At 39.1% G+C, this 26,737-nt stretch carries 24 protein-coding genes; 11 read left to right on the top strand and 13 right to left on the bottom strand.

Translation table 11 applies throughout. From position 1 onward, the window contains the following. Positions 1–66: 66 nt before the first annotated feature. The 4 genes from DWW52_RS21315 to DWW52_RS11745 all read left to right on the top strand — a co-directional run bounded on the left by DWW52_RS21315 (position 67) and on the right by DWW52_RS11745 (position 6,102). A complete protein-coding gene (locus tag DWW52_RS21315) occupies positions 67–1,302 on the top strand; it encodes a site-specific integrase (RefSeq protein ID WP_255418991.1) in 1,236 nt (411 codons plus the stop codon). Between the two features lie 2 nt (positions 1,303–1,304). Next, positions 1,305–1,805 carry an ORF6N domain-containing protein gene (locus tag DWW52_RS11755; RefSeq protein ID WP_118715716.1) on the top strand — a complete coding sequence of 167 codons (501 nt, stop codon included), beginning with the start codon at positions 1,305–1,307 and terminating at the stop codon, positions 1,803–1,805. Between the two features lie 509 nt (positions 1,806–2,314). After that, complete coding sequence (locus DWW52_RS11750) at positions 2,315–4,141, top strand: ATP-dependent endonuclease (protein ID WP_118715715.1); 1,827 nt, start codon at positions 2,315–2,317, stop codon at positions 4,139–4,141. After that, positions 4,138–6,102, top strand: a complete 1,965-nt coding sequence (locus tag DWW52_RS11745; protein ID WP_118715714.1) for a UvrD-helicase domain-containing protein — start codon at positions 4,138–4,140, stop codon at positions 6,100–6,102. Before DWW52_RS11750 ends, DWW52_RS11745 begins: the two co-directional genes overlap by 4 nt. A 1,108-nt stretch (positions 6,103–7,210) precedes the next feature. Here the strand turns inward: DWW52_RS11745 and DWW52_RS11740 are convergent. The 5 genes from DWW52_RS11740 to DWW52_RS11720 form a co-directional block, all read right to left on the bottom strand. Then, entirely contained in the window at positions 7,211–7,624 is a 414-nt protein-coding gene (locus DWW52_RS11740; protein WP_233556865.1) for a hypothetical protein, read from the bottom strand. Positions 7,625–7,657: 33 nt separating this feature from the next. After that, on the bottom strand, positions 7,658–8,278 hold the full coding sequence (locus tag DWW52_RS11735) for a fasciclin domain-containing protein (protein ID WP_118715713.1): 621 nt from the start codon (positions 8,276–8,278) through the stop codon (positions 7,658–7,660). 17 nt (positions 8,279–8,295) lie between these two features. Next, the gene (locus DWW52_RS11730; RefSeq protein WP_233556863.1) at positions 8,296–9,813 is read right to left on the bottom strand and encodes a RagB/SusD family nutrient uptake outer membrane protein; all 1,518 of its coding nucleotides are present in this window, start codon (positions 9,811–9,813) and stop codon (positions 8,296–8,298) included. Positions 9,814–9,817: 4 nt separating this feature from the next. Further along, positions 9,818–13,153 (bottom strand): SusC/RagA family TonB-linked outer membrane protein, encoded by a 3,336-nt coding sequence (locus DWW52_RS11725; protein ID WP_118715712.1) that lies wholly within the window; start codon positions 13,151–13,153, stop codon positions 9,818–9,820. A 76-nt stretch (positions 13,154–13,229) separates the two neighbouring features. Then, positions 13,230–13,697, bottom strand: coding sequence for a hypothetical protein (locus DWW52_RS11720; RefSeq protein WP_118715711.1), 468 nt, complete (start codon positions 13,695–13,697; stop codon positions 13,230–13,232). 697 nt (positions 13,698–14,394) lie between these two features. Between DWW52_RS11720 and DWW52_RS11705 the strand changes: the two genes are divergently transcribed. The 3 genes from DWW52_RS11705 (at position 14,395) to DWW52_RS11695 (ending at position 17,293) form a co-directional block, all read left to right on the top strand. Further along, on the top strand, positions 14,395–14,823 hold the full coding sequence (locus tag DWW52_RS11705; protein ID WP_118715946.1) for a helix-turn-helix domain-containing protein: 429 nt from the start codon (positions 14,395–14,397) through the stop codon (positions 14,821–14,823). Between the two features lie 126 nt (positions 14,824–14,949). Continuing rightward, positions 14,950–16,656, top strand: a complete 1,707-nt coding sequence (locus DWW52_RS11700) for an RNA-binding domain-containing protein (protein ID WP_118715708.1) — start codon at positions 14,950–14,952, stop codon at positions 16,654–16,656. Positions 16,657–16,678: 22 nt separating this feature from the next. Next, positions 16,679–17,293 carry a hypothetical protein gene (locus tag DWW52_RS11695; protein ID WP_118715707.1) on the top strand — a complete coding sequence of 205 codons (615 nt, stop codon included), beginning with the start codon at positions 16,679–16,681 and terminating at the stop codon, positions 17,291–17,293. Positions 17,294–17,295: 2 nt separating this feature from the next. On the opposite strand, the gene DWW52_RS11690 is transcribed toward DWW52_RS11695, so the two are convergent. Next, complete coding sequence (locus tag DWW52_RS11690) at positions 17,296–17,694, bottom strand: hypothetical protein (RefSeq protein WP_118715706.1); 399 nt, start codon at positions 17,692–17,694, stop codon at positions 17,296–17,298. A gap of 147 nt (positions 17,695–17,841) precedes the next feature. On the opposite strand from DWW52_RS11690, the gene DWW52_RS11685 reads away from it, so the two are divergent. The 3 genes from DWW52_RS11685 (at position 17,842) to DWW52_RS11675 (ending at position 19,505) form a co-directional block, all read left to right on the top strand. Next, a complete protein-coding gene (locus DWW52_RS11685; RefSeq protein WP_118715705.1) occupies positions 17,842–18,231 on the top strand; it encodes a helix-turn-helix domain-containing protein in 390 nt (129 codons plus the stop codon). A 284-nt stretch (positions 18,232–18,515) separates the two neighbouring features. Then, a complete protein-coding gene (locus DWW52_RS11680) occupies positions 18,516–18,950 on the top strand; it encodes a helix-turn-helix domain-containing protein (protein WP_118715704.1) in 435 nt (144 codons plus the stop codon). Positions 18,951–19,241: 291 nt separating this feature from the next. Then, positions 19,242–19,505, top strand: coding sequence for a helix-turn-helix domain-containing protein (locus DWW52_RS11675; RefSeq protein ID WP_071596015.1), 264 nt, complete (start codon positions 19,242–19,244; stop codon positions 19,503–19,505). Positions 19,506–19,607: 102 nt separating this feature from the next. On the opposite strand, the gene DWW52_RS11670 is transcribed toward DWW52_RS11675, so the two are convergent. The 7 genes from DWW52_RS11670 to DWW52_RS11640 all read right to left on the bottom strand — a co-directional run bounded on the left by DWW52_RS11670 (position 19,608) and on the right by DWW52_RS11640 (position 25,695). Continuing rightward, a complete protein-coding gene (locus DWW52_RS11670) occupies positions 19,608–19,955 on the bottom strand; it encodes a hypothetical protein (protein WP_071596012.1) in 348 nt (115 codons plus the stop codon). A gap of 446 nt (positions 19,956–20,401) precedes the next feature. Then, the gene (locus tag DWW52_RS11665) at positions 20,402–21,661 is read right to left on the bottom strand and encodes a Y-family DNA polymerase (RefSeq protein ID WP_118715702.1); all 1,260 of its coding nucleotides are present in this window, start codon (positions 21,659–21,661) and stop codon (positions 20,402–20,404) included. A 3-nt stretch (positions 21,662–21,664) separates the two neighbouring features. After that, the gene (locus tag DWW52_RS11660) at positions 21,665–22,123 is read right to left on the bottom strand and encodes a LexA family transcriptional regulator (RefSeq protein WP_118715701.1); all 459 of its coding nucleotides are present in this window, start codon (positions 22,121–22,123) and stop codon (positions 21,665–21,667) included. A 220-nt stretch (positions 22,124–22,343) separates the two neighbouring features. Beyond that, a complete protein-coding gene (locus DWW52_RS11655) occupies positions 22,344–22,718 on the bottom strand; it encodes a hypothetical protein (RefSeq protein ID WP_148315364.1) in 375 nt (124 codons plus the stop codon). 59 nt (positions 22,719–22,777) lie between these two features. Next, entirely contained in the window at positions 22,778–23,206 is a 429-nt protein-coding gene (locus DWW52_RS11650) for a hypothetical protein (RefSeq protein ID WP_118715699.1), read from the bottom strand. 90 nt (positions 23,207–23,296) lie between these two features. Further along, positions 23,297–24,409, bottom strand: coding sequence for a hypothetical protein (locus DWW52_RS11645; RefSeq protein ID WP_118715698.1), 1,113 nt, complete (start codon positions 24,407–24,409; stop codon positions 23,297–23,299). Between the two features lie 77 nt (positions 24,410–24,486). Next, the gene (locus DWW52_RS11640; RefSeq protein WP_148315363.1) at positions 24,487–25,695 is read right to left on the bottom strand and encodes a hypothetical protein; all 1,209 of its coding nucleotides are present in this window, start codon (positions 25,693–25,695) and stop codon (positions 24,487–24,489) included. Positions 25,696–25,834: 139 nt separating this feature from the next. Between DWW52_RS11640 and DWW52_RS11635 the strand changes: the two genes are divergently transcribed. Beyond that, positions 25,835–26,671, top strand: a complete 837-nt coding sequence (locus tag DWW52_RS11635; protein ID WP_118715696.1) for a hypothetical protein — start codon at positions 25,835–25,837, stop codon at positions 26,669–26,671. The last annotated feature ends 66 nt before the right edge of the window (positions 26,672–26,737 follow it).

Raw genomic sequence — 26,737 nt, 5'->3', positions numbered from 1 at the left:
ATTGGCGAAGCTAATTTTCTCATAAACAAAATATTACAAGTATTTTTCAAACTAAAAATTTTTGTTATGAGGGACACATTTTCAATTTTATTTTACCTCAAAAATGAGGACTCAGCGGAGAAATCCATTTATTGTAGAATTTCTATTTGCGGTGTAAAAGCCCCTTTTTACACGAAGTTAAAAATCAAACCCAAATATTGGGATCAGGAAACAAAACGAGGCAAGGGAAGATCGAAAGAAATCCCACGGATAAACCTTGCTTTATCTAAACTCGAAACAGAAATCACCGAAGCATACGAAAAAATCCGAGAACGCAGAAAAAAGGTTGACCCATTCTACTTACGCGATTATTTACAAGGCAACGTTCAAGACAAAGAAAACGTTTCTATTTTGACCTACTTCGACCAATTCAACAGCGAGCTAGACGAAAGGGTAAAGGCAGAAGACCTAACAGATGAAACGCGCACCAGATATGTCAACACCCGTGAAAGATTAAGCAAGTTTATAAAAGAAAAATACCAAAGGGACGATCTGTACTTGGACGAAATAGATGTTCGATTCGCACGAAGATTTAGATTATTCATTTGTACCAACTACTCGTGTAAAAATAACACCGCACAAAAGTACGTGCAAAAATTAAAAACAGTTATCACTGACGCGTGGGGTAATTCTTTCCTTGTGTCAGACAAACTTATACGCCACAAGTTGAAATACGATCATACTAACCGAACTTGTTTAACATGGGCTGAGCTTAAAAGAATTATGCAAAAAAAATTCTACTCGGAACGTCTTGAAAAAGTCAGGGATATGTTCGTTTTCGCTTGCTTCACGGGTATGGCTTATGGAGATATTAGATCCCTTACCGAAGAAAACTTCAACCTCATGAACGATAACAACGAGTGGATCGACAAAGATCGGAATAAAACGAAAGTAAAAGCTGAAATCTTATTCAGCGATATTCCGAAACTAATCATTGAAAAATACAAAGATCGAAGAATTAATAACCGACTAATTCCTATCATAAGCAATCAAAAATGTAATGATTACCTCAAAGAAATCGCCGCTCTTTGTAAAGTAAACAAAAATTTGACGTGCCACGTAGCCCGACACACGTTCGCGACCACTGTCACTCTAACGGAAGGCGTACCGCTAGAATCCATATCCAAAATGCTGGGACACACGAACACGGTCACGACACAGATATACGCGAAAATCGTAAACGAAAAACTGCGAAAAGATGCTAGCAAATGGAATAAAAAGATGGTCGGAATTGAAGATGAGTTTAACCTGAAAAATCAGTAATCATGGACTTACAAGTAATTCAAAGCAAGATATACAATATTAGAGGATACAAGGTAATGCTCGACTTCGATTTAGCGGAATTGTACCAAGTAGAAACCAAATTCTTAAAAAGAGCCGTCAAAAGAAATATCGAACGATTCCCGGAGGACTTTATGCTTACTCTTACAGAAAAAGAGTTCGCCAACTTGAGGTGCCAAATTGGTACCTCAAGTTGGGGAGGTTCTCGATACAAGCCATTTGCTTTCACGCAAGAAGGCATAGCCATGTTAAGCGGAATTTTACGAAGCGAGATCGCGATACAGGTAAACATTTCTATCATGAGAGCTTTCGTCGCTATGCGGCAGATGATCGTGGGATACGAAGAACTACTAAAACGCATCGAAGAACTCGAAGAAAGCACGGACGCTCAATTCAGCGAACTGTACAAAGCTTTAACACAATTATTAAGCAAGCAGGTAAACGATGCAAACAGACGCCCCATCGGCTATATAAGCAAAGAATAAACACAGAACAACACATCATTAATTGGTAAAACATACCTTACAATTATAAAAAACGATGTCATCCTTTATTAAAAAGGAAATACCACAACTAACGTTAATCACGTTCCTTAAAAGATTAAAACAAAAAAATGATACTTACTTTGTTACAAGCCGAATATGATACTTCTACTAATCAATAAATCATTATACTCTTTTATGAAATATATAAGAACTAAAAATTACACATATAAAGCAACAAAGAACCAAAACTAAGCGATCTTATTAAACGGAAGAATTATACTCTTCCGTTTTTATGATTCTTCTATTTTTTAATGAGTTTATTGTTATAAAATGCAATATTAAAACAAATTCCACACACTTAACTACTGAAAATCAGGAAACATAGAAGAATTCTTGTCTAAAAAGAAAAAAATAGAGATAAATATCTATCTTTATTTATTATAAAATTATATTTTTGAAAAATGGGAACATACGATTAATTTCCCCTATATTGCTAAAGATAAATTGTTATGTATTTATCAGAGTTAAAACTTTGGAATTTTCGCAAATACAGTAAGCACGGAGGCGCTTTAGATGTATCTACCCCGCACCTTGTAGTTCCTTTTAAAAAAGGTCTGAATGTACTTATCGGAGAAAATGATTCTGGAAAAACAGCTATCATTGATGCAATAAAAATAGTACTACGCACTCATGCGATCGAATGGATTCATTTGGAAGACAAAGATTTTTACAAAGATACAGACACAATAAGAATAGAACTAAAAATAGAGGACATGACTAATGAAGAAGCTTGCCTGTTCACCGAATGGTTAAGCTGGGACAAAACCTCTCAAAAACCTTTTCTCCGAGTGATATATAAAGCTCAAAAATTGCAGGGACGAGTGTTACAGGGGGAAGTTACAGCAGGAGCCGAAGTTGACGGTAAAACTTTTACCTCCCTCGCACGTGAATATCTAAAGACTGTTTACCTGAAAGCACTTCGTGATGCAAGTGTAGAACTTACAGCCAAGAAAAATTCCAGAGTATCACAAATCTTACAAGGACACGAACTATTCAAGGAAGACCCAGAACAAGAGCATCCATTTGTCAGCTATGTAAGAAAAGCTAATAATAATATCAACACGTGGTTTAATGACGATACCCCGCAAACTGACGAAAATGGTGCATCTATCGCTGGGACAAGTAACAAAGAAATGATAAAGGGCAAGATTGACAGTTTTTTAAAAGCTTTTATCAATTCTAATACCAGTAGCAGCCTTACAATAGCAGATCCCAAGATTCGTAGTATATTAGACACCATATCGATTGTAATAGAACAATCTCAAAATTTGGGATTAGGAACAATGAATCGCCTGTATATGGCAACAGAACTACTCCACCTAAATAAGAAATGGGATGGATTGAAATTATGCCTCATTGAAGAATTGGAAGCACATTTACATCCACAAGCACAAATGAAAGTTGTTAGTGCTCTTCAAGAACAAGACGTGCAATTCATTATGTCAACTCATAGCCCCAATCTTGCATCTAAAATAAAAATATCTGACTCAAAAAGCACCAACTTATTATTATGCTATGGAACAGAAATTTATCCCCTCAATACGGACTTAACTAGGCTTGATACTGAGGATTGCATATTTTTAGAACATTTTTTAGATGCGACGAAAGCCAATCTTTTCTTCTCTAAAGGAATAATATTAGTGGAAGGATGGGCTGAAGAATTATTATTACCCGTTCTTGCAAATAGATTGGGACTAAACTTAACCGATCATGAAGTATCAGTTATTAATGTTGGCTCCACAGCTCATATCCGCTATGCAAACATTTTTATTAGAAAGGATGGGAAAAAATTAGATCTTCCAGTAAGTATAGTCACAGACCTTGATGTAAGTCCTGCCAAATTAAAAAAAGAAGAGGAAGAAGAAGATATAATAGAATACGCAGAAATAAGTAGGGAAGAAGAACAACAAAAGGCTATAAAAATACAACAAAGTCTAGATTTACCTGTTGACTCGAATGTAAAACTTTATTTAGCACCACATTGGACTCTAGAATGGTGTCTATATCATTCCACCGCACTCAAAAATGACTTCATGAATTGTGTATCTTTAGTCCATTCAAGAACAGCAGGTTTCAAAAAAGGTGAAGATGGCTCATGGAATGAAACGACTTTTAAACAAAGTCTTATCTCAAAACTAAAAAATCGTACTCTAGATAAAGTAGCAATTGCACATGAATTGTGTAAAAGATTAAATAATAAGACTGATTTGAATATTCTAGAGGATGACAATATCTATTATTTATTAAGAGCAATCAAACATGCTTGTAATCAATGAAACCAATAGCAGACACCCTTATAGACCACATTCAAAGCGAACTATTACCAGCAAACTGTTTCTTTGATAAAGAACGTAGAGACTTCATCAAACAACTATCTTCTTGTGATTTACTCGCCGTACCAGGTAGTGGAAAAACAACCGCCCTACTAGCAAAGCTAATTTGTATGGCTCAATGCGCAGAAAAAGGTGACGGAATTCTAGTACTATCACACACAAATGCAGCCGTAAATGAAATAAAAAAGCATTTAATGCGAAAAAGCATTCAATTATTAGAATATCCACATTACATATCCACAATTCAAGAATTTATAGACAAATTTCTTGCCCTACCGTACTATGAAAACATATTTAAACACGGAATTGAATTCATTGATAAAGAACGATATGAAGAAGAATTAAAAAGGAAAATCAACATTTGTCATGATAAAAAAATATTATATTGTTCTCGCAGGTTCGACTTTAACCAAGTCCGCTTCATATTAGATAAAAGAGAAGTCAAGATAGGATTAGGAATAGAAGGAACCTCCATCGATTATCCTACACCTAGGACTTGGGCTGGTCATGAAGAAGAATACAAAGCCTTTGTCCTTAAGTGGTTATACAACACCAAAAAAAGCATTTTAGCCTCTGGAGTACTCCACTATGATGATTGTTATTTTTTAGCAAATTATTATATACAACAATTCCCTGATATAATAACTATTTTACAAAAACGCTTTAAATACATTCTTATTGATGAAACTCAAGATATGCAGTTTCATCAGTTGGAACTCATAGATAAGTTATTCAACAATACGACGTGTATATTACAACGAGTCGGGGATCCCAACCAATCCATATATAATAAAGTGGTAGATTGTTGTTTATGGACACCTAGAAATGCCATGTTTTTAAATAATTCAATGCGATTAACCAAGGAAATTGCAGATGTTGTTAATGCTTTCACACTAAATCGAGGAAACGATGGGCACGGTAATGCTAGATTTGTTGTTTCGGGACGCAGGGAATTAAATAATTCTATTGCACCCATTCTAATACTATATGACGAAAAAACAATGTCTTCTTTGGAGAATGTATTTCGAGAACAGATTACATTACATAATCTTCAAAATACAGTAGAAGGACTTAAATATGGCTTTCATATTATCGGCTGGAATGCTAAAGAAACAGAAGAAGAATTTAATATGAACAGACTTCGATTAGAGGAAATTTTTCCAAACTATATTAAAACAACAGTTTCATCTAAATCGACCTATAATACTCTCTGTGAATACATTCAATGCCAACACCCCAGTAATACAATTGGAGAGTGTTACAAAACCATACTTCATTCACTATGTAAAATATTACGCCTTTCTAACAAAAAGGATGTATCAAATAAATATTATACCATCAAATCCATAGAACAACAATACAAAAATATAGACTATAATTTATTTAGAAAAAAATTGTTATTAATTTCTATGGCTATGGTAGAAGCCAACTATAAAAATGCTTATGAGCAATTGGTCGATTACATAAGGAAAGATTTTTTACCTCATTTCTGTTTAGGTGCAAATGATATAGTAAACACTTTTATTGGTGAGAAATTTACCGAATACATTCCAGAAGCATACCAAGAAAACACACAAGAAATACCTATAATAATAGGTACAGTTCATTCTGTAAAAGGAATGACACATTGCGCAACTATGTATGTAGAAACTTTTTTCCACAAGTATGAATGTAAACATCTTATTAAACAGGATGCACATGGTCAAATAGATGCAAGCCCATACTTTAAAGACACAATAAATATAACAACATCTAGAGGTAAACAAGCAATGAAAATGCTTTATGTTGGAATGTCACGACCAACACATCTCCTATGTTATGCTACTTTGAAAACAAACTGGGATGACATTTCTCTGCAAAAAATGCAAGATACAGGATGGGACATTTTAGACTTAACAATCTAATTTAGTATCGTCTTAAGAAATAATCAACTAACTTATCCTACACGTATTACTCAATAATATACTATAAAACAATTAATATATATAATCTTATTTCAATATAAAAAAGAATGGATGGCTAGTGTTTAGAGTAAATTGTGGGTTACCATCCATTCTAGGACAAATTAGGCAATAAATATAGCTCAATATTAGAATACCCGATACCCTAAACACGACAATTTTTATAAAAAAAAATCGGTGTACCAAAAGTACACCGATTTCTCCATCATCTTAATAATCCATTCCCCGATGTAAAAGGAGCCGGATATACTTGCAAAAAGTCACGTGTAAGGTGCGACGCTATTAAATCTCTCCGGCTCCTCTACAAAGTTACAAATAAATATAGAAGATCAGTCACCATGAAGGAATAACTATTCCCATATATATGTTTATATTGATCATATCCAGATGTTATTAAAAAAAGGCAGCCGGGTTGATAGTAATTGAATTGGAATAGTCCGGCTGCCCGAAGAAGAAAGGGGGGAAAATCGAGTGATCCCCTTTCCATACCGAGATTCTCTGGTTGCATTATGTAGTTCAAATCTCAAGCATCAAAAAGAATAATCATGTAAAAAAAGAGCCGGATTGTATACACTTTCAGAGGCTGGGGAGATAAACCTTGACCTAAGATCGTTCCGGCTCAATTTTTTTTTGCATACCGGAAAAAATCCCGGATGCTATTCAAGTACCCGGAAAAAACACGAAGGTCAGACACGGGTACTCAATCGCGTCGGAGGACTAGCCAGCCTTGGAAACGAAAGAGCAACACCGTGCCCGACCAGTATTTATATATAACATATATATATATATACGAAAATCGAAGCACAAGCGTTGCATCAATCATCCTGTGTTCCTGAACCCCAAAATAATTAAGCAAAAACCTAATTACCTAGATCCCTGATGAAAATGGCTAGTTTCCGACCACAAAATGCAAATTAATGCACGCTAATACTTGTAAGAACGTCCAAAAAGCGAATACACGCTCTTTGTTCAATCACAAAGGAATTAAAAAAATATTTCGTTTGCAACTTTTTTACATTCTAATTTCAGCCTTTATAGCGTGCAGTAAGAATTATTCCACGATAACGGTAAAAATACGCTCTAACACGACATGATACCCCTCGTTGGAAACTTCCACGTCAAACACGTAGCGACCGGGCGGAACCGTGTGATTCCACGGTAATTTTATAATACCCGCCCCCTGCATTGAAAACTGACTTGTCGCTTCCGGGTGTTCACTGGCTATATTCTTAATCGCATACCGTATTGGAGCCGTCCCCAAAATACCCTCGATAGAGGTACTTTGCCACGGGATTTCAAACTCGATTTGCCGGGCATCCTCGACAGGATCAAGTACCGATTTAACAATCATGGAATCCGGCGCGTACACGGCATCCCGTGTTTCCAAATACCCGACCGTTATATCTTGACACCCCGTCACGATCAACAGTATCACCCCTAGAATCAATACATATACTTCTCTCATAATTTTCAATTTTGCATTTTCAATTTTCAATTGTTACAGTTGTGTGAATTGATAGGTATAATCTAAAGCGTGTACCACCCCGTTCGTCACTTCAATATCAGCGGAGGCGATCGAAGCCATGTTCCCGCTAACAGGAGCATGTATTTTTAATCCTTCCGCCCCGATGTCGGGTACGCCACCATAAGATGATTTTGTCCGGTAAACACGTAGTTCGACACCCGATAACGTCGTTACCATAGTTCCGCCCGTGAGCGTTCCCTTCACCTCGTAATCAAACCCCGTCTTCATCATCTTTCCCGGAATGATATGAGAAAGAAGCATATCCCGGCACAAGTCAACCGGAATATCCTTTACCCGGTTATAGATAGGTTCCCAATCATCATCTATCGTTTTCACGAGAAGCTGTTCAATAGATAAATTCGTCACCCCGAAAAACGTGATCTCTTTATAGTCGGGGTTCGTCCCGTCGAACACGTCTTTCAACCCGGCGTGTTCTATCAGTATCATCGTGGAATCCCAATCCCCCGGTTGGCTCTCGAAATACTCCCACATGGTACAATCATGTTTCCCGTTCGCCAATCCCGAATCGTGATAATAGTCCTCGCAAGAACAAAGGATGCAAAACACCCCGATCAAAAATATATATCCTTTCATAACTCTAGCATTTTAAATTAATAAGCATAACCGTTCGCCTTCCAGTACGGGGTTTGTAACATCAACGTGTTGTTGAAAAAAGCCATCTTTCCCACCGGGATAAACAACGCCCCATCTTTCACGTCCTGTTCGGTCAAAGTCTTGAACTTCCCTCGTAACCTCTCCCGGTAAGTACCGTTCCGCACGCAATCAAAATACCTCATGGATATTCCCTCGCAGAAAAATTCCCGCTCCCGCTCGTCTTGTATCTCGTCCTGCAAATCGGCATCCGTCCCGGCATAATCTTTCACCCCCGCCCGGTTACGGATACGGTTCAAATCAATTCTCGCCCCGGCATAATCTCCCGTCCGAGCCTTGCACTCTGCCCGTAGCAAGATAATATCCGCCAACCGGATGATAATTTCATTCGCTTTATAAGACTTTATTTGTCCCTTTTGACTACCCGACTCGTGTATGATAATTTGTTGATACTTTTGCACGTAAGCATTCCCCTTTGTCGTTACAGTGGAAACCTTCGCCATGCTGTCAAGTTTATAAAAATATTCGTTTCTCCGTTGATCGTCCGGGTCGGGGAACATCTTGTAAACAGTCGAGTTACTTATTAAAAGTCCCCGGCGAGCCGTGGAGGGCGTTGTCAAGGGGACAATCGGCCACCACTGGCAAAATCCCGCCATATAAGCACCCCATCCCTTTACATCGTATTGGGTGTCTTTAAAATCACACTCCAAAATACCCTCCCGGCTGTTACCGGGGATCACACTCGCGCACACTTCATGAATCGTGTTCGCCAAGGCGTATGATTGATCGGCAATCACGGAATCACATTCCAGTATCGCCAGTTTTAACAAATCCGGTTCTTTATTCAAGGCAGCCTTCCAAGCAAAAAGATGTGCCAGTATCGCGTGACACGTCCCGGAGGAAACCGCTTGTTTACTCGTTATCGGGTTCCCCTCTATATCTTTCAACTCGTCCGCCACGGGCAACAACGAGATCGCTTCCCTTAAATCAACAATACATCGTTCCGCGACCTCTTGCCAAGGTGTCCGGGCTTTCATCCCCACGTCTTCCGCGTGAACGATCAAGGGTAAATCCCCCCAGTTCTGCAACATATAAAAATACACGTAAGCCCGGAGCCCAAGAGCTTGACCCCGGAAGAAATTATACTGTTCGCCCGTGAGATCGGCACGATCTATATTATCCAGAATCAAATTAGCCTCGTTGACAATCTTATACTCGTTGTTCCAATTGATACAACCGTGCGTCTGCGTCCAACCTCGTGATAAATCGTTATTACTTGGATTTGTCCAAATTCCAAGCACGTCAAAAGGTAACCCCCGGTCACGGTAAACAACAGAACTATTATTCGCTATGTTGTAGCGAAATGTTGCGTACAAGCCGTAGTTCGCCGCGTCCAAATCACTCGCGTTCTTCCAGTAGTTTAAACTCGTCACCCCCGTGTCGGATTCCACCGTCAAGAAATCATCACAAGATGATAGTGACAACGCCATCAATATAAATATATATATCCTTTTCATACTTTTAAAATGTTCCGGTTATACCAAGTGTCAATTTCCGGTTCAAGGGATAATTACCAAGATTATCCACGCCCGTCATTATATTTACAGATTCCGGGTCAGCACCGGAATAATTCGTGATCGTGAAGAGATTTTCCCCCGACACGAAAACCCGCACCCCGAAGCCCACTTTTTTCTTCCACCTATCCGGCAACGTGTACCCGATAGAGAACGTTTTCAATTTTAGATAACTAACATCTTCCACGTTAGCGGTCGTGTAAGAATTAAAACTACCTAACCCACCCTCTAGTCGATTCATCGGGAAATCCGTTTTATCACCGGGTTTCTGCCAGAAAGAAACGTTGTTTAAATCAACATACACGGGGGTAACGCTATCATCCGGCGTTAGCCCGATTATGGTTCCGACCGAAGCCCCGCGAGCCGCGTTCAAGATATGTCGGCTAATCACGAAATTAAATAACACGTTCAAGTCGAACCCTTTCCATTCCAAGGTGGTGACAATCCCTCCCTGCGCGACGGGGGCGGGAGCTCCCGCGTAAACGCGATCATCCGAGTTTACCACCCCGTCACCGTTCACGTCATACACCACCCGATCACCCGCCCGGTAATGCTGCGTGTTCCCGTTACCCGCGAGAGGCGTATCCTTGCCGTTTATAAACATTCTCGGTACCTCTTTATCATCATTATAAATCCCCCCGGTTTTCAACACGTAAAGACCGTTTAAAGGCTTCCCGATGATGTTGAGATTGGTCGTGTTATCTTCCGTTAGAAAATCCCGTTTGTTCTCGCTTTTTTCAAGGCGGTTCCAGTTCCGGGCGATATTAAACGAAATATTCCAGTTCAATTTCTCGTTCCTGATCGCGTTCCATTTCACCTCTAGCTCGATCCCCTCGTTCGAGATCGCGTAAGCGTTACGCCACTGACGATTGAATGCGGAATAGTTACCGGGTAACATGACAGGATAAAGTAATTTATCCGTGTAACGATAGTAATAATCCAGCACAACCCCGAAACGGTGATCGCGAAAATCCAAGTCCAACCCGAAATCGTACTGTCCCGTTTCCTCCCACGTCAGGTACTTGTTACTCAATCCCCTCGACAAATCCGGGTGAATGGTCGGGTTACCGAGGTAAGGATCACCCGGTGAAAAAGAGCCTTGCGCGATATACGGTTGATCGAACTGTTTACCCGACTTCCCGTAAGAAACCCGGAGCTTTCCATGATCTAGCACTCCCCTACTCCAATCCATGAAAGGTTCTTCCGAGAACGTCCACGCCACGGCATAAGAGGGGAAGGTTCCCCACCGAACATTTTCGCCGAATTTCGAAGAAGCGTCCCGGCGCAACGTGACAGAAAGGAAATACCTTTCGAGATAATTATAATTCAAACGCCCGAACACGCCCACGCTCGTGCTAACTTCCCGCCCGGTCGTGCCGTCCTTCAACGCCCGGTTCTCGTCCACGTTATAAACATTACCGAACCACGAAATATAATGAATCAGATCGCTTGGGGAATCTTTACCCCATGTTCCGATAGAGTTCCTCTCGTCTTCCTGCACCGACAAACCGAGTAAAAAATCTAAGGTATGCTTTTCAACAAACGTGTGCCTGTAAGTCAAAAGGTTCTCGTTTATCAACGTTAAATTTCTCTCGATCTGCCCGCTTGAATAGGATTCGTTGTACTCGTCCAAATCAGAGGGCAAGAAAAGATTTTGATTTTGTTGCGTGAAATCCAACGCCACGGAAGACTTTAATTTCAAGCCCTTTATGATCTCGTAAGATAAATCTAAAGAGGTGCGTACCCGGTAAGACTCGTTATCTTCTTTTATCGTGTTGAAACGCTTTATCATTTCATCAAAGGCGGGCGTGCCCTCGCCCGGCAATATCGTTGACATGGTTAGCAACTCTTCGGGTATCTGTTCCAGTTCCTCTCCGGATGTGAACCCCGTGTAAGCGGTCAAACGGGAAGCCCGTTTACGTCCTGTCCGGGCAAGGTAAAAGCGCACGTTAGATTCGACTTTCGGCAGGGGCTTGATAAAGAAATTCGCCAGCAGGTTCACCCGACTAAATCCAGTGTTACGCAAGACACCCGATTCATCGTAATAACCAAGACCAATGTTATAGCTCATGTTCGTGTTACCGCCCGATAGTTGGAGGTTGGCATTCGTCACTTTCGCCGTTCTGAAATAATACTTGAAGAAATTCGTCGAGTTATTATAAAACGAGTTCAAACTATCTTGATAAGCGGCGATACCCGCCCCGTCACCTTTATTCCAAAAATAATTATAGTGCATGTTCTCGTTATACGACTCCCGGTACGAGCTAACGTACTTGTACGTGTTTGTCGAGGGGTCGAAGTAGGCTTGCTGGAAATTCCGCAACGCCTCCAAGCGCAAGTTCCTTTCGGCGTTCCCCCCGGTAAGCTCCGGCAAGGAGGGGTCAAAACTCCACGTGCGAGAAAAATTAACGCTGATCTTCGCCCTCTGGTTCAAACGCCCGCTTTTCGTTGTCACGAGCATCACCCCGTTGGCGGCCCGTGACCCGTAAATCGCCGCGGAAGCGGCATCCTTTAACACCTGTATGCTCTCTATGTCGTTCGGGTCGATCTCCGCGAGGGTATTCGTTCCCGTGACGGGAGAGGTGAAAGATTGCATCGGCACACCATCAATCACCCAAAGGGGATTTGAAAAACGTTGTTCTCCAGCAATATCAAAAGAATTGTATCCCCGCACGTTGATAGACGTGCCGCCTCCGCCGGGTGCGCCCGTCATGTTAGTGACGTTCATCCCCGAAACCCGGCCTTGCAGCAGGTTCGCGATGGAGGGAGAAGGCACGTCTTTTATATCCTCCCCGCTAACGGTACTCATGGCTCCCACCACTTCGCGTCTCCGTTGTGTCCCGTAAGCGATAACCGTCACCTCGTCCAAACTTGACATTTCTTCTTTCATCCGGATAGTCAACAATTTCCCCGCCTCGAATCTCGCTTTAACCGTTTTAAAACCGATAAAAGAAAACACCAACACACCCTTTTCACGGGTCAACTTCAACGTGAAATTCCCTTCCGTGTCCGTCGTTACCCCTAGCCTCGTTGAATCCAGCAACACCGTTACCCCCGGCATGGGCTGCCCCTTCTCGTCCATCACCCGACCTTTTATTATATTGTCCTTTACTCCCGTGCTGTCCCGTACCTCAACAGCATTCGCCAACAGGGACACGCAGCAAAGCAAGGGTAAAAACAACATTTTCAAATAAATTCCTACCGTGAACTCTCGCGGCAAACGAATTTTGACTTTAGCGCGCGATTTACGCCTGCACGCTTGTCTTTCTAAGTTTTTTTTCATAATTTTAGATGTTAATTTCGTAATTAATATGGGGGGAAGTCACGAAGCTGTCAACTTAGGCGAACTTCCCCCTTTTTTACTTCCCGTTTTCTTTGGAAAGCAATTCCTTTATCCCGATCTCGTTAATTTGCCCATCTTGAAAATCATCCGGGTAATCATTCTTCATGATTCGCTCTAGTGCTTTCAAGTGAACAACATAGTAAAAATAGAAATGAGTGTTCAAGTCTTTCAATTTTGTCAACTGGATCAAAAATTTATTGTAGTCACTCAAACGTGCGCTCATCTGGTGCTTTTTCTTTTTCTCACCATCCTTTTCCACGAGGTAGAATCCAAACACGTCGTACACCTCATTATAGTGTACTTCCAAATTACAATGACACAGTAATCCCATGAGTTTAGTCATTCTTTTAAGCGTGGAGTAAAGAATGTGTAACTTCTCCCGATCCGACGTTTCCAACCTTGCCGCGGGACAAAGCAAACGCGCCTCTTCTAAAAAGAATCTTTTTAGTTCTTCCTCTTCAATAATTTCTTGATGTTCTGTCATTCAATTGTTTTTCGTTAGGTTATTAGTTAATATTAAAGTTATCACGAATCATATTCTGAAATGATTCACTTTCACACGTAGTGTTTACCTTTAGATGAACGGTATATCCCTGTAAAATTCATTAATTTACTCATTAATACATACCAATCATGAAGTCAGCTATTAAGTTATATACTATAAATAAAGTGAAAGAACTTCGCATAAAACACGAAATGAGCCTGCGATACTTTGCGGATTGCCTGAATATTAGTCACTCTTACATTCATTGTATTGAAGACCCGACATCAGATAAAGCCTACAACCTAGATCATTTAAATGAAATAGCGAAATTATTCAGGTGCCCGCTTTGGGAACTTATCCCGCAAAACCCTCTTTAGCCCGGCGGGGGCTTGTTCTTGTTGAGGGACGATATTTTCTGTTTCATAACTGTTAAATTTAATAATCCGGGATGTGTACACCCTTTATTATTTTATTGACATTCAGCATAATAACATTCCACACACCCAATATTTCAGGTGTATTTTCCCTTCTGGCATTTCTGCCTCTCCATAAAATTTTCGTTTGTTTTTTGCACGCGTGAACGTGACTGACTGGACAACCCTCTACGAGGTTCAATAATGCAAATATAGTGCAATCACATGTATTCTCAAAATATTTATCCAAAAAACTTTCCTTTAACATGAAAAATAACTTCGAAATGACAGCAACACAGGACATAATAAAAGAAATCAAAAAGACAGAAATAGAACTTTCCGTTATCAACAAAGTGAAGGAACTTAGAAAAGCTGCAAAAATGAGTCAAAGAAAACTTGCAATGGAATTAAGGTTAAGTAGCACATACGTGAATAGAGCTGAAAATCCATTCTCCCGTGCAAAGTACAACTTAAATCATTTAAACGAGTTAGCAAAAATTTTCAATTGCTCCATTGCAGACTTCATACCAAACCCTTTCGTGCAAAAGGACACGATTGAAGAATACATGGATATACACCCCAAACTTAGAGCCAAATACGAAAAGATGATTAAGAACATGGAAGAGAAAGCACAGAAAGAACGGGAGGCAAAGGAAAAAACGAAAAAGGAGAAAGCAGCGATGAAGAAAAAAGCGACATCCAAGAAAAAATGATCGGGCGAATCCGCTAACTCGCGGACCGGGCTTTCCGCGGTACACGGTATCTCACGTCTATCCCTTTCGCGGGAAAAGGGAGCGAGCGACCAAAATAATTATATTACAGGATAAAACACGCGCGACATGACAATCGAGGATCTGCATAAAATTCTTTCCAAAGGCGAAAGTTTACATCTCGAATTTAAGGAGGCAAGAATAAAAGTCCCCAACAATTTCTACGATACCGTGGTTTCTTTTCTGAACCGGGAAGGAGGAACAATTATACTAGGGGCAAACGATGATGGAGTTATAACCGGAATTGATAAAACCGCTGTCGACCAATTAAAAAAAGATATTGTTACCGCATTAAACAACAAAGATGTCATAAATCCCCCGGTCAATTTCCCTATCTACCAACTGGAAGATAAAGGTCTGATCGTTTTATACGTGAAGATTCCCGTTAGCTCGCATATACACAGCCATGACGGAATTATCTATGACCGGGAAAATGATAGCGACATCAGGATCGAGGATGATTCCCGGATTTCTGAATTATATTTCAGAAAACGAAATCATTTTACCGAGAATGAAATATTCCCGTACCTCCAAATAGAAGATTTGGATAATAACCTGTTTGATAAAGCGAGAAGTATTATTCGATCTGTCAACGCTTCACATCCTTGGTTGACGATAAACAACATGGAGATTTTACGCTCATCCGGGTATTATCGAAAGGATATTCGGACTGGCGAGGAAGGATTAACCCTCGCTTCCGCTCTCGTGTTTGGAAAAGATTTAACTATCCAGAACATCCTCCCGGCATATAAATTCGATATTTTGGTAAAATTGAATGACCTCGATCGTTGGGATGACAAATTAACGTTACGAACAAATTTGATCGACACCTACCTGCAAGCGATGGATTTCATAAAAAATCGCTCACGCCTGCCCGATATGTTTTATTTGGAGGGAGATCAACGAAAAGATTTGCGAGAACTAATATTCCGTGAAATAATAGCTAACGCCATTGTTCACCGGGAATACACGAGCGCGTATCCTACCACGATGATTATTTACAAAAATCGTGTTGAAATAACAAATCCGAACAAACCTTTATTCAGAGGGTTGTTGACTTTGGATTCTTTTAATCCATACGCCAAGAATCCGAATATACGTAAATTCTTCTCCGAGTTTAGCTGGGTAGACGAGATCGGTTCCGGGGTAAGAAATGTATACAAATATCTAAATATCTATTCTTCCGGTACAAAACCCCTCTTTATCGAGGATAACCAGTTCAAAACCGTAATTCCCCTTGTTGGCTCCGTTTTGGGAGAAGAGAGAGCTGCCGCGTTTATCGAACTGGTGGGATTAAATAGAACTAAACTCGATTCAGAAACGCTTGAATCTATTGAATCTTTAAACTTGGCTCCTGACTATGCAGAAATGAATGATACGAATGCTTTATTTTTCGCCAAGGATAGAAGTTTGGGGTGGAGTTGGAGTAAAAAAGGGGTGGAGTTAGAAAATCTTAGAATAAAGATAAACAACGAGTTACCGGAAAATCCTTCTTTCGAGGGGTGGAGTTGGGCAGAAAAAGGGGTGGAGTTATTCGATAAAAGAACGATGAATTTGATTAAGATTTTATTGCTCTGTTTGACTCCCAAGAATATCGAAGATATACAAAATTTGATCGAGTTTAATTCAAGAAATAAATTGAGAGAAATATATATCAACCCTTTACGGGTAGCTTGTTTATTAGAATACACGATAAAAGATAAACCCAATTCTTCCAACCAAAAATATGTTATTACAGAGAAAGGGAAAGATTTTTTAGGTGGATTTGACTTATAGCAAATAATTTAAACAGCAACCTATGCTAGTAGTGGATAACATGAGTTTACGGGAAATGTATACCGAACTCGTAAACGACGGGCCCAATGTCACGGCGAAAGTCGAGTACCTGTGCAATAACTTCCGGCGGAACGTTCTCAAACGCACTCGCTTCCCCGTTCAATTCAAGCCAGTCGATTACGTTTCTCCGAAAAAAAATAAATGGATTATCATTTTTACAGCAAAAAGCAAAAAAGACGCGGAAGCCCCGGTAATCACTTACGTTTGTACAGCGAACGCGAGAGGCGGGATTTACGTGTTCATGATTTCCTTGTTTCAAGGTGATCCCTGCGTACTCATGTTCCCGCCTCACTTTTTTCAACGATACCGGGATAGATTCCTAAAAGGGAATAATGATATAAAAGGTATTGACCTGATAAAATACTTTTTTTGCAGGAACCCGACTTTCTCGTCTGATGAAAGCGTCGAGGATAAAAGAATTTTTCAAACAAGCTGCGAGGATGGAGTATGTTTAGGCATCGAGAAAGAAAAGAATATTTTTATTCAAAGAACATTCTTAACGTATGAAATGCTGAAAAACGACCAGATCGACACGTTCGAGAGCCTGTACGATACCCTGTACGAGGGAGAGGAATAATCTTATTCCCCGGTCGGGTAATTCGCTCTTTTTTTCGCCTCTTCCAGTATCGCCTTGTACATCCGGGGTTCTAACCAATCCTTTGCCACGCTCATAAACTTGCGCGTGAGTAATTGATCTTTATTCTCCGCTTTCTTCAATACTTTTTTCCTCGCGAGAATCAAATCTAAAAATTTTAACCGGAACTTCCGAGCCTCGTAAGCCCTTCGATAATTACTATCCTCGACTAATTCCGGGTTCAACCCCTTCAGATCCTCGAAGCGATCAAGCGTTGTTTTCACGTCCCGGAGTTGTTCCGTTAATTCTTCTTCCCAATATTGCAGCAATTCAATATCCTCGCAATCAAGAACATCATCGCCAGTAATATCTAACTCTTTATTAAACAAATTCTCCGCTTCCATACTCGTGTATTTTAGATGACAATATAACAAAATTAAACCAACCCCGGAACATTCAAACTGTTTCTTTCTTTACAAATATACCGCATACTGCACAGGGTACAAAACAGTTCATGGAAAATCTTTTCTTTACTTTTAATTTTTAGAAAAATGGGAACCAAAACAACCGAGATCGAAACCTACATCATAAACAAGGTTAAGGAATACAGGATAAATGCCGGGATGAGTCAAAGAAAATTGTGTTTGGAATTAAATTTAAGCCCATCCTACGTTTTTCGTGCCGAAAGCCCGAAGTATGAAACAAAATACAATCACAACCAACTGAACGAGATCGCGAAGCTGTTTAATTGCAAGATCGCCGATTTCATGCCCGACCCTTTCGTGACAACAAACTGCATTGAAGAATTTGCGGAGATACATCCCCGGTTCCGGCTGAAATACGAGGAACTGCAACGACAGGAAGAGGAAAAATCAAAGAAGAAACTAGAAGAACGGGCAAAGAAAAAGGCGGGGAAGAAACAAAAAGCATCAAAGAAATAACCCGATCCCCACTCGTGGGCGAACTTCGTAGGCCCAAACAACAACCCTATCATACAGGAAACGCCCTCCTTTTACCGGAGGGCGCTTTTTTGAAAACTTTAGTTTGTCAGGGGAACGGGACTTTCCCGTATCATCTTTCCGTGTAAGGTATCTCGCACCTTTTCTATTCTTTCGTTTTTCCAGTGGGGACACTTGTATTATTTATTGGTACAAATATAGGGTACTCGTATCCGTATACCAAACTTTTGGGCGCAAATCTTTCCTTTATCTTTAATTTTCATAAAATGGATACCACAAAGACGACTGATGTCAAGAAACCCAAAATAACAAAAACTGTTATCGAACTCTACGTGATCGAAAAGGTAAAAGAACTAAGGGAGTCGAGAAAGGTGGGACAGAAAAAACTTTCTTCTGAACTTAAATTATCTATTTCTTACGTGGGGCGTGCAGAAAATATTCATAGTAACACGAAATACAATTTTAATCACGTGAACGAGATCGCGAGATACTTCAACGTTCCCTTCGCTTACTTTTTCCCTCCCACGAACCTCGAAATTGACTGCATCGAGGACTACCTGAATAAACACCCGCGGGTAAAAAATAACTATGAAAAAATGATGCGCCGGGCGGAAGAGAAAGCACGATTGAAACGGGAAGAGAAGGAGAGAAAGAAAAAGGAAAAGGCTGCGGAGAAAGCCAACACGAAAAAGAAAAAATAATCCCTCTTCTTCACACGGGCAAACCCGCCCACTCAAATCTTCACCTATATATATAGGAAACGCCCTCCAAGGAGGGGAGGGCGTTTTGGATATTCATTAATTTACTATTTAGAGCCACGGGCGGTTTCCCGCCCGTGCTTCCACGAGGAATGGTGGTTCCCGCGCTTACACGTTTGCATTATTTCGAGTGGGACTCTATTTAATAAATCTTATCGCAAAGGTAACCATCTGATATTTCAGATGAAAGAAAATGAGAAAAAATATTTCCTTTATTTTTTCAAAAACAAGGCAATGAAGACGCAAGTTGAGTTAGCGATTATAAAAAAGGTTCGGGAGTATAGACTCGCCGCCGGGATGTCGCAAGCCCAATTGTCAATGGAAATGAATCTGGATATTACTTTCGTGGGGAATGTTGAAAGTGCTAAATGTAAGGACAAGTATAATTTCAACCACTTGAACGCCCTCGCCATTATCTTCAATTGCAAGATGAAAGATTTTATGCCGGACGAAAATTTCCCGGACGATAACTCGAAATACCTCAAACGAGATAAATAACAAGAGGGGGCGATTGCCCCCTCTCTTTAGTCTTCAAAGATGCTTCCCCAACACTAGCTTTATTACACCTCTAAATTTACGGTTAAGATTTGAAAAAGTACGTCATTCTTGACTTGACGAGTGCATGTAAACACTCACGTCGCTACAATCCTGACTTAAATCAAATGTTTGCTCCACGGTTGAATAACTCTGGTAATCCGGGTCACTAAAACGCAAGGTTGATTTTCTACTTTGTACTTCAATAGAAAAAGAACCATCCGACCATGTGGTTGTGGTATTAACGGAAACACCATTTACCATTTCATCTACCACGATTCCACCAATTGGTGATTGGGTTGATTGATCGTAAACGTGTCCGCTTACGGAAGTCTGTACTGCCGGGGCAAATGCCGTGAACGATAGGCACATTGTACCAACCGCCACCAAACATAACAACATTAATCTTTTCATAGTCGCGTAAATTTAACATTAATAAAAATAATGCGCGCATAAAAACTCTCTCTGAAAATGTATACTCATGCAAGTTAAGATTATTTTTTTGATTAAAAAAGTGCGTGTTATGAAATAATAATGAAATAATATTGTTAAATAGAATGATTCTTTATAATTCACGTAATTACCTCTTAATAGTTATGTTTTAGCTACAATTATAGCACACTTTTTGCTGAATCGCTAGAAGCTAATAACGATAAGACTTACAAAAAATACAAGTTACAATTTAGTCGTGTATCCACGCTCCATTTATTCCAACTTTATACCTTTTTTTTCTAGCAATAAATATCGTTTATAAATTATATAAAGCATCGCTAATTTGTAATCATTTTAAATAAAAAAGAGTCAAATTAGGCTCTCAAAACGCATTTTATCATTTTTAGTCAACACGTTCAAAGTATTTTTTACCGGATCGTGATTATATCGTTCAGGTTCGTGGTGTACCTCTTGGAAATATGCTCGCTTTTTAACTTCCATTTTTTACCATAACCTTGGGCGGCAATTTTCAGCGAGTCTGTCCCGTTTTTCTTGTTGACCCGATCAACGGTATTATACAAGCGTTGAAGTCTAACGCGGTCCGTTTCATCAAACAAATTTAATTGCACCTCGTTTTTCGGAACAATGGCGGATACCACGCACCCCGCTTTCTTGTAAGCGTATCCTTTTTTATAAATATGTTGTAGGATGGAACAGGCAGCAGCTATTAGTTCTGAACTCGCGTTCGTCGCAACGGGCAACGATATTGTTCTACACTCGAAATCTTGTGGTAAATCCGCTCGAAACCGATTTGTTAGTATAAACACGGTAATCATTCCGGCACACGAATTTTGTTCCCGCAACTTCCGGGCGCAAGCCGCCGCGAAATTCGACACTGCCTCGGATAACGTCGGGTAATCGGTCACGGTTTCCCCGAAACTTCTTGATGTACAAATACTTTTCTTATCTTGCGGTTGTTCCAAACTATGACACGGAATACCTCTTAACTCTTTCCACGTTCTCACGCCGCCCACTTTCATGTACTTGCGCACGAAACTCTCCGGCTTTAAAATAAAATCATAAGCCGTTTTCACCCCGTAATAATTCAAGATTTTTAGATATTGTCGCCCAACTCCCCACACGTCCTCAATATCGAACAATTTTAGGGCTTTTTCCCGCTTTTCCTCGCTATCTATAATACACACGCCACCATAGCGTTTATATTTTTTCGCGAACTTACTTGCCACTTTCGCCAACGTCTTCGTGGGAGCGATACCCATAGACACCGGGATTCCGGTATTTCGGGTAACCGTGTTCACGATTTGTTTCCCGTATTCTGTCAAATTATAATGTTCCTCGTATCCCATGAGATCAAGAAAACTCTCGTCGATAGAATAGACTTCTATATCTTTCACGAATCCCGCGAGAGTCTGCATGACTCGATTTGACATATCCTGATACAAAACATAGTTAGATGAAAAAACATGAACCCCATGTTTCACGATAACATCTTTCACTTTAAAGTAAGGATCACCCATTTTAAGCCCTAATTTCTTCGCCTCGTTGGATCGTGCGATCACGCAACCATCGTTATTTGAAAGCACGACAATCGGCTGATCCCGTAAAGCGGGATTGAACACCCGTTCGCAACTGGCAAAAAAATTATTACAATCGACAAGGGCATACATGGCTTACCTTTTCCGTTGTTTAATAATACTTGTTACCACTCCCCAAACGACGAAATCGTTCTCACTCGTCACCCGTGTCGGCTCGTACTTATCATTCGCCGGAAGTAGCCAAATCACATCTTTTTCTCCCTTCCTCCTCTCGATCAATCGTAAGGTAAATTCACCATCGAGAAACGCGACTACCATATCCCCATTTTTAGGAGGTAATAGAGATTTATCTATTATAACAATATCACCTTCATCAACCCCGGCATCTTTTAAACAATCCCCCACGACACGCCCGAAAAAAGTAGATGTGGGATTCTTCACAAGTTCTTCGTTCAGGTCAATTGCCAACTCCAAGTAATCAGCCGCCGGAGAAGGGAAACCCGCATGAATCCCGTCCTCCGCCAAAGGCAACGCCAAGTGCGTACTCGTGTCGCACTTGTATAATTTTATTTCTCTAAATATGTCCTTTTCCATCACTATCGCAAAGATAGGTGGAGAAATTCATAATTAATTTTGTAATAAATTAATTACAAGAAGATTTAGGAACATTTGAGAATGTTTTGGTTAAGTTCCGCGTGAATATATAAATGAACGTTCGAGGATATACCTATATAATAAGGTATAAGTAAAATCCTATTACTTAAATCTTAATGTTATTACCGACAAAAAAGAAAAAAGCGGAATTAATCCGCTTTTACTGTAATGGTAATAATTTTGCTTCTTTCGATTCATCTATTTTTTTGAACAACGAATATATATCTATTTCGATCTGGTTGGTAGCCTTTTCCATCTTATCAATTAATTCATTCTTGCTTTTTTTGGAAGCTCTCGGTTTGCTCACTTTCTCTTGTTGATGTTTGACAAAATCAACTTCTTTATTACAAGTATGATATAATTGTCGAATTTCAATGTCTTCAATATAATCAGGTTCAAATTTGTTACAAAGTTCGACCACTTTATCCCGCAAAGACGTTGCACATTGTGCGTAAGTATATCCATTACCTAAGCATAATAACTTCTCGTGTAACAGGTCAATTTCATTCAATAGTTTTAATTCTTCTTCTTCCATAAAATAATTCATTATTAAGATTATTGTATCAATTCTTCGTTGCTAAAACAAACGAACGGTTATTTCTCTTCAATTATTATATGCTTTATTTCCTCTTCCCAATCTTTCTTTTCGACAACAATATCAACAGAGGCATCCAATTCCTTTTCACTACACGTTTTCCCGGTGGAGAGAGGCGTGCCCAGTTTTTCCGATACTTCGTTCCCAACAATTTCCACGGGATAAAAGATAACGTAATAACTATCTTCGTCTGCCAGAACAGGCAAAACGTAATACTTGTCTTCGTGTCGGGAACGATTAGGTAAAGGGGTTACGAGTTGTCTTACCGCCTCCCACTCGGCTAGCCAATTTTCACGCTGCATCACAAGTTCCATAAACGCCTCCCCGGTATTGTTTAGTTCTTCTTCTTTCTCTCCCTTGTCACTTTTCGAGCAAGAGAAAAAGAATATTAAAAGTGATGCACAAACAAACGCACGAATTATTTTCATGACATGAATTATTTAAAACAACACGTTCCTCTCTATTTAGTAAGGTAATAAAAATAGAAGTCCAAGATACCGATATAAACAAAATCGAAACTACTTACCTATATTTTTCATATTAGCCATTACTTTACATTGCTTCAAATTTTGAGATAATGTTTTATCAAAAAACATTTGCGGAGACCATTTTTGTAAATTCTTTCGTAATTCCTCTATACTTACATCCACCAAAGCACTTACAACACCAGTCCAAGTATCCACAATACCTATTCCAGTAACTAGACCAAAACGTCCCCATTTTAACCAAGCGGATTCGCCTGTTTTACTCATCAAGACTTTCGTAAGTTCATCATAATTGTAATCTTTAGAAACAAGCCATTCCCGGTATTTAACTCCATTTATATCATCCCTAATTTTTAATATATCAGAAATATGTAAAATTTTATTGTAATATAAAAGAGCAAGCTCAGGAATTTTTCTCGCTGTCAAGGCTTCATTTAGATGCTGAACAACTAGTCTGTCTAGTTTATAACCCAACTTCGAAACAAGACAGTACTTTGCTTTATCCTCAATTAAAACTTCATGCGTTCCAAGTTGTGAAGCCCATTCTAAACTTCTCTCCATTAGCAGCAGCCTCATAAAACCAGCAGCTTCACCTTCTTTTATCGCATAAGGATTTTCTGATTGAAAACCGAAAAGTCCTCTTAATGCAGGAATATAAAAATCCCGACACACGGCTTTTTGTACATTATCATCCCAAAGATCATATTCTATATCCTCATGTAACAATTTATCTCGAAGCACATCTTTATAAAAACTATATTGAGATTTATTATATTTATTTCTCAAACGAGCCATTATCTGATCATATGGATTTGTTTGATGAAGGTTTAGGTAGGTTATCACATCCTTTTTATCGCAAAACATGAAACTCGGATAAAACCATGAATCTATTATCCGTAATTCGTCCCGGTAAATAAGCATACTCGTTGCTTCTGTTCCCATGAGATCTAAAAACTCCTCAAGAGCATCTAAAAAAATATATATAACATCATGGGATAAAAGACTATTCAATATTTTATTCAAAAAATAAAGCCGTTCCTTTTCAGAGAACTCAGGATGTTCTTTAACGCTTGCCCATCTATTGAAATAATGGACACCATCAATTACTCTACAACGGTATGAAAAAGTATCAATTAATATAGCCATAATAAAAACTTTAAATCTAATTCAACTCGAAACTGAATCTATATGATAAAAAATAACCAATTAAACGATATAAAATTTTATTCTTCTGCAACCGGATTAAAATTTATCTCTTCCTTATAGTCAATTTGCATTTGCAAAAATTCATTCAACACTTCAAGGGCTGTTTTATCTTCTGGCATAACTGTAAAAATTTGGTCTTTAGGTACATTTTTAAATAAATTACTATTTATAGCAATCTCCGATATATCCATGTTGGATTTTCCACTTAACAGATAAAAGAACAACAGCTCGCATTCCATTGTATTTAAATTTGCAATCCAGTAATCCATATAATAATCCCGATTAAACTTAAAATCATTTATCACTTTAGTAATATAGCACAAGTTATTAAAATGAAAACTCAAACGAGCCAAGTTTCTTGTATAAAAACAACGGGCTGCCAACCGAAGTAGTGAGTAACGAACGTCTATTTCGGTATAACACCATGCGTCACCCGCATATAATAATAAATCTTCCCTTTCTTCTGTTGAAAAATTAACATAAAAAGGTTTCAATCTTCCATATTTTACTGGATCATCTAAACCTTTCCGCAAATCACGAAACCAAGATCGAGGATTTGACAATACAATCTTTACAAGTTCCTCATCATTTTGTAAAGGTTCATCTTTTCTATTAATTTGATTAGCATCATATGCAAACATTGCAACGAATAAGGTTAATTCAAATTCATCCCTAACTAACATTTTTATGTTCTTTTGCCATCCTGCGTATGAAGTAAACTGACCTGCTTTCCAATGAATTATCATTAGTTGCAAATCCGAATACATTTCCTTTTTATAAACTTCAAAAGCCTGCATCCCCTCTGTCTTTTCATGTGTTTTCAAATCTATACTTATCAATGAATTCATCATCTTTTGGTGAGATTCTATTAATTTGAAGAATAAATCCCGTTCATCTTTGGCTTCTGCTTTTGCACCCAATCTCTCCGATTCTTCCCTTGCTTCTTCTCTTATTTTTTTATTTTCCGCTACCGCTTCCTTTCGTACCTTTTCCGCTTCTTCCTTTGCCTCTGCAGATTTTTTGTTTGCGTTATGAACAGAATAGAGAACCCCCACAAATGCTAGCAAACCAGTGATAGCTCCCATGTAAGAACCGAAAGCACCCCATTCCATCGGATCGTTTGACCAACCATTTTCTGCAAATTGCCAAAAATATCGACCTAACATATATACAGCTATCAAAGCTAAAATAGCCATAATCCAAATAAAAGTACTCGATTTTTTCATCCTCATAAACTTGTTACAGGGGATATAGCCATCCCCTCGTTTAAAAACATAAATGTAATATAAATATTAGAATTGTGAAAAAGAGATTATTGTTATATCTTTGAAAAAAGTAATTGTTTTATAAAATAATAGTACCAAAATGAGTGATACAGGAACACAAAACCAAGATGATAACAATAAAGCGGGATATGATTCATTTAAAGGAAAGACAGAGTATACCCGAATAAAGGATCAAGAGTATTATAAACGTTTTGGGGTTGAAATAAACGGATCAGAATTTGAAATTTCCGATAAAGATAAACTAGAAGCCGCTTATGAAAAAGCATGGGAAAATCGAAATTATGAGATAGATAAATTCTGGAGCAGAGGTTTGTATTTTTGGGGATTCATCGCAGCAACCTTTATTGCTTACACGGCAATCATCACAAGTAATAGCGATCGAGTAAAGGAAATTATAACTTTGGGAATTGATATAAGTATACTCGCCTTGGGTGTGATACTTTCTCTCGCGTGGCTGCTCGTGATAAAAGGTAGTAAACGGTGGCAAGAAAACTGGGAAAAACACATTGACTATTTGGAAAACTTCGTTTCCGGACCAATCTATAAAACCATATTTTATCAAGGCAGACACTATTCCGTGTCTAAAATGAGCGAAAATGTGGCGTGGACTGTCTTGGGGGTTTGGTGCATTTTGTTAGCTCAAACTCTATGTGAACGCTATACACTGAGTCTTACTCATGTTAATTTGGTGCCGACCATAATACTGGCACTTATGGTATTTATGATAGTTAAAATGTTAATATGGGGAAAGAGGGAAATTTTCATAAAAGACGGAAAAAAGAAAGAAACGGATTTTATATATAGAAAAAGAAGAAATGATTTAGAAACGGAAGAAAAGGAAAAAAAAGGAGAAAAGACACAGGACAAGCAAACGGAAGAAAAGCAAAACCGAAGCAAGAGCAACAAGAACCTGTAATCTTTAACATGGGATTTTCACCCGTTTATCGGTTTTAGAGAATGTAATTTAAACTGTGTCAGCAAA

Origin of the sequence: Odoribacter sp. AF15-53 (genome assembly GCF_003479425.1) — a bacterium.
Taxonomy (GTDB): domain Bacteria; phylum Bacteroidota; class Bacteroidia; order Bacteroidales; family Marinifilaceae; genus Butyricimonas.
Note: the sequence above shows the minus strand (reverse complement) of the source record. Positions and strands in the feature narration are given on the sequence as shown.

Excerpts from the sequence above, each read along its gene's own strand:
- DWW52_RS21315 (WP_255418991.1), top strand. The coding sequence starts at position 67 with ATGAGGGACACATTTTCAATTTTATTTTACCTCAAAAATGAGGACTCA.
- DWW52_RS11755 (WP_118715716.1), top strand. The coding sequence starts at position 1,305 with ATGGACTTACAAGTAATTCAAAGCAAGATATACAATATTAGAGGATAC.
- DWW52_RS11750 (WP_118715715.1), top strand. The coding sequence starts at position 2,315 with ATGTATTTATCAGAGTTAAAACTTTGGAATTTTCGCAAATACAGTAAG.
- DWW52_RS11745 (WP_118715714.1), top strand. The coding sequence starts at position 4,138 with ATGAAACCAATAGCAGACACCCTTATAGACCACATTCAAAGCGAACTA.
- DWW52_RS11740 (WP_233556865.1), bottom strand. The coding sequence starts at position 7,624 with ATGAGAGAAGTATATGTATTGATTCTAGGGGTGATACTGTTGATCGTG.
- DWW52_RS11735 (WP_118715713.1), bottom strand. The coding sequence starts at position 8,278 with ATGAAAGGATATATATTTTTGATCGGGGTGTTTTGCATCCTTTGTTCT.
- DWW52_RS11730 (WP_233556863.1), bottom strand. The coding sequence starts at position 9,813 with ATGAAAAGGATATATATATTTATATTGATGGCGTTGTCACTATCATCT.
- DWW52_RS11725 (WP_118715712.1), bottom strand. The coding sequence starts at position 13,153 with ATGAAAAAAAACTTAGAAAGACAAGCGTGCAGGCGTAAATCGCGCGCT.
- DWW52_RS11720 (WP_118715711.1), bottom strand. The coding sequence starts at position 13,697 with ATGACAGAACATCAAGAAATTATTGAAGAGGAAGAACTAAAAAGATTC.
- DWW52_RS11705 (WP_118715946.1), top strand. The coding sequence starts at position 14,395 with ATGACAGCAACACAGGACATAATAAAAGAAATCAAAAAGACAGAAATA.
- DWW52_RS11700 (WP_118715708.1), top strand. The coding sequence starts at position 14,950 with ATGACAATCGAGGATCTGCATAAAATTCTTTCCAAAGGCGAAAGTTTA.
- DWW52_RS11695 (WP_118715707.1), top strand. The coding sequence starts at position 16,679 with ATGCTAGTAGTGGATAACATGAGTTTACGGGAAATGTATACCGAACTC.
- DWW52_RS11690 (WP_118715706.1), bottom strand. The coding sequence starts at position 17,694 with ATGGAAGCGGAGAATTTGTTTAATAAAGAGTTAGATATTACTGGCGAT.
- DWW52_RS11685 (WP_118715705.1), top strand. The coding sequence starts at position 17,842 with ATGGGAACCAAAACAACCGAGATCGAAACCTACATCATAAACAAGGTT.
- DWW52_RS11680 (WP_118715704.1), top strand. The coding sequence starts at position 18,516 with ATGGATACCACAAAGACGACTGATGTCAAGAAACCCAAAATAACAAAA.
- DWW52_RS11675 (WP_071596015.1), top strand. The coding sequence starts at position 19,242 with ATGAAGACGCAAGTTGAGTTAGCGATTATAAAAAAGGTTCGGGAGTAT.
- DWW52_RS11670 (WP_071596012.1), bottom strand. The coding sequence starts at position 19,955 with ATGAAAAGATTAATGTTGTTATGTTTGGTGGCGGTTGGTACAATGTGC.
- DWW52_RS11665 (WP_118715702.1), bottom strand. The coding sequence starts at position 21,661 with ATGTATGCCCTTGTCGATTGTAATAATTTTTTTGCCAGTTGCGAACGG.
- DWW52_RS11660 (WP_118715701.1), bottom strand. The coding sequence starts at position 22,123 with ATGGAAAAGGACATATTTAGAGAAATAAAATTATACAAGTGCGACACG.
- DWW52_RS11655 (WP_148315364.1), bottom strand. The coding sequence starts at position 22,718 with ATGGAAGAAGAAGAATTAAAACTATTGAATGAAATTGACCTGTTACAC.
- DWW52_RS11650 (WP_118715699.1), bottom strand. The coding sequence starts at position 23,206 with ATGAAAATAATTCGTGCGTTTGTTTGTGCATCACTTTTAATATTCTTT.
- DWW52_RS11645 (WP_118715698.1), bottom strand. The coding sequence starts at position 24,409 with ATGGCTATATTAATTGATACTTTTTCATACCGTTGTAGAGTAATTGAT.
- DWW52_RS11640 (WP_148315363.1), bottom strand. The coding sequence starts at position 25,695 with ATGAAAAAATCGAGTACTTTTATTTGGATTATGGCTATTTTAGCTTTG.
- DWW52_RS11635 (WP_118715696.1), top strand. The coding sequence starts at position 25,835 with ATGAGTGATACAGGAACACAAAACCAAGATGATAACAATAAAGCGGGA.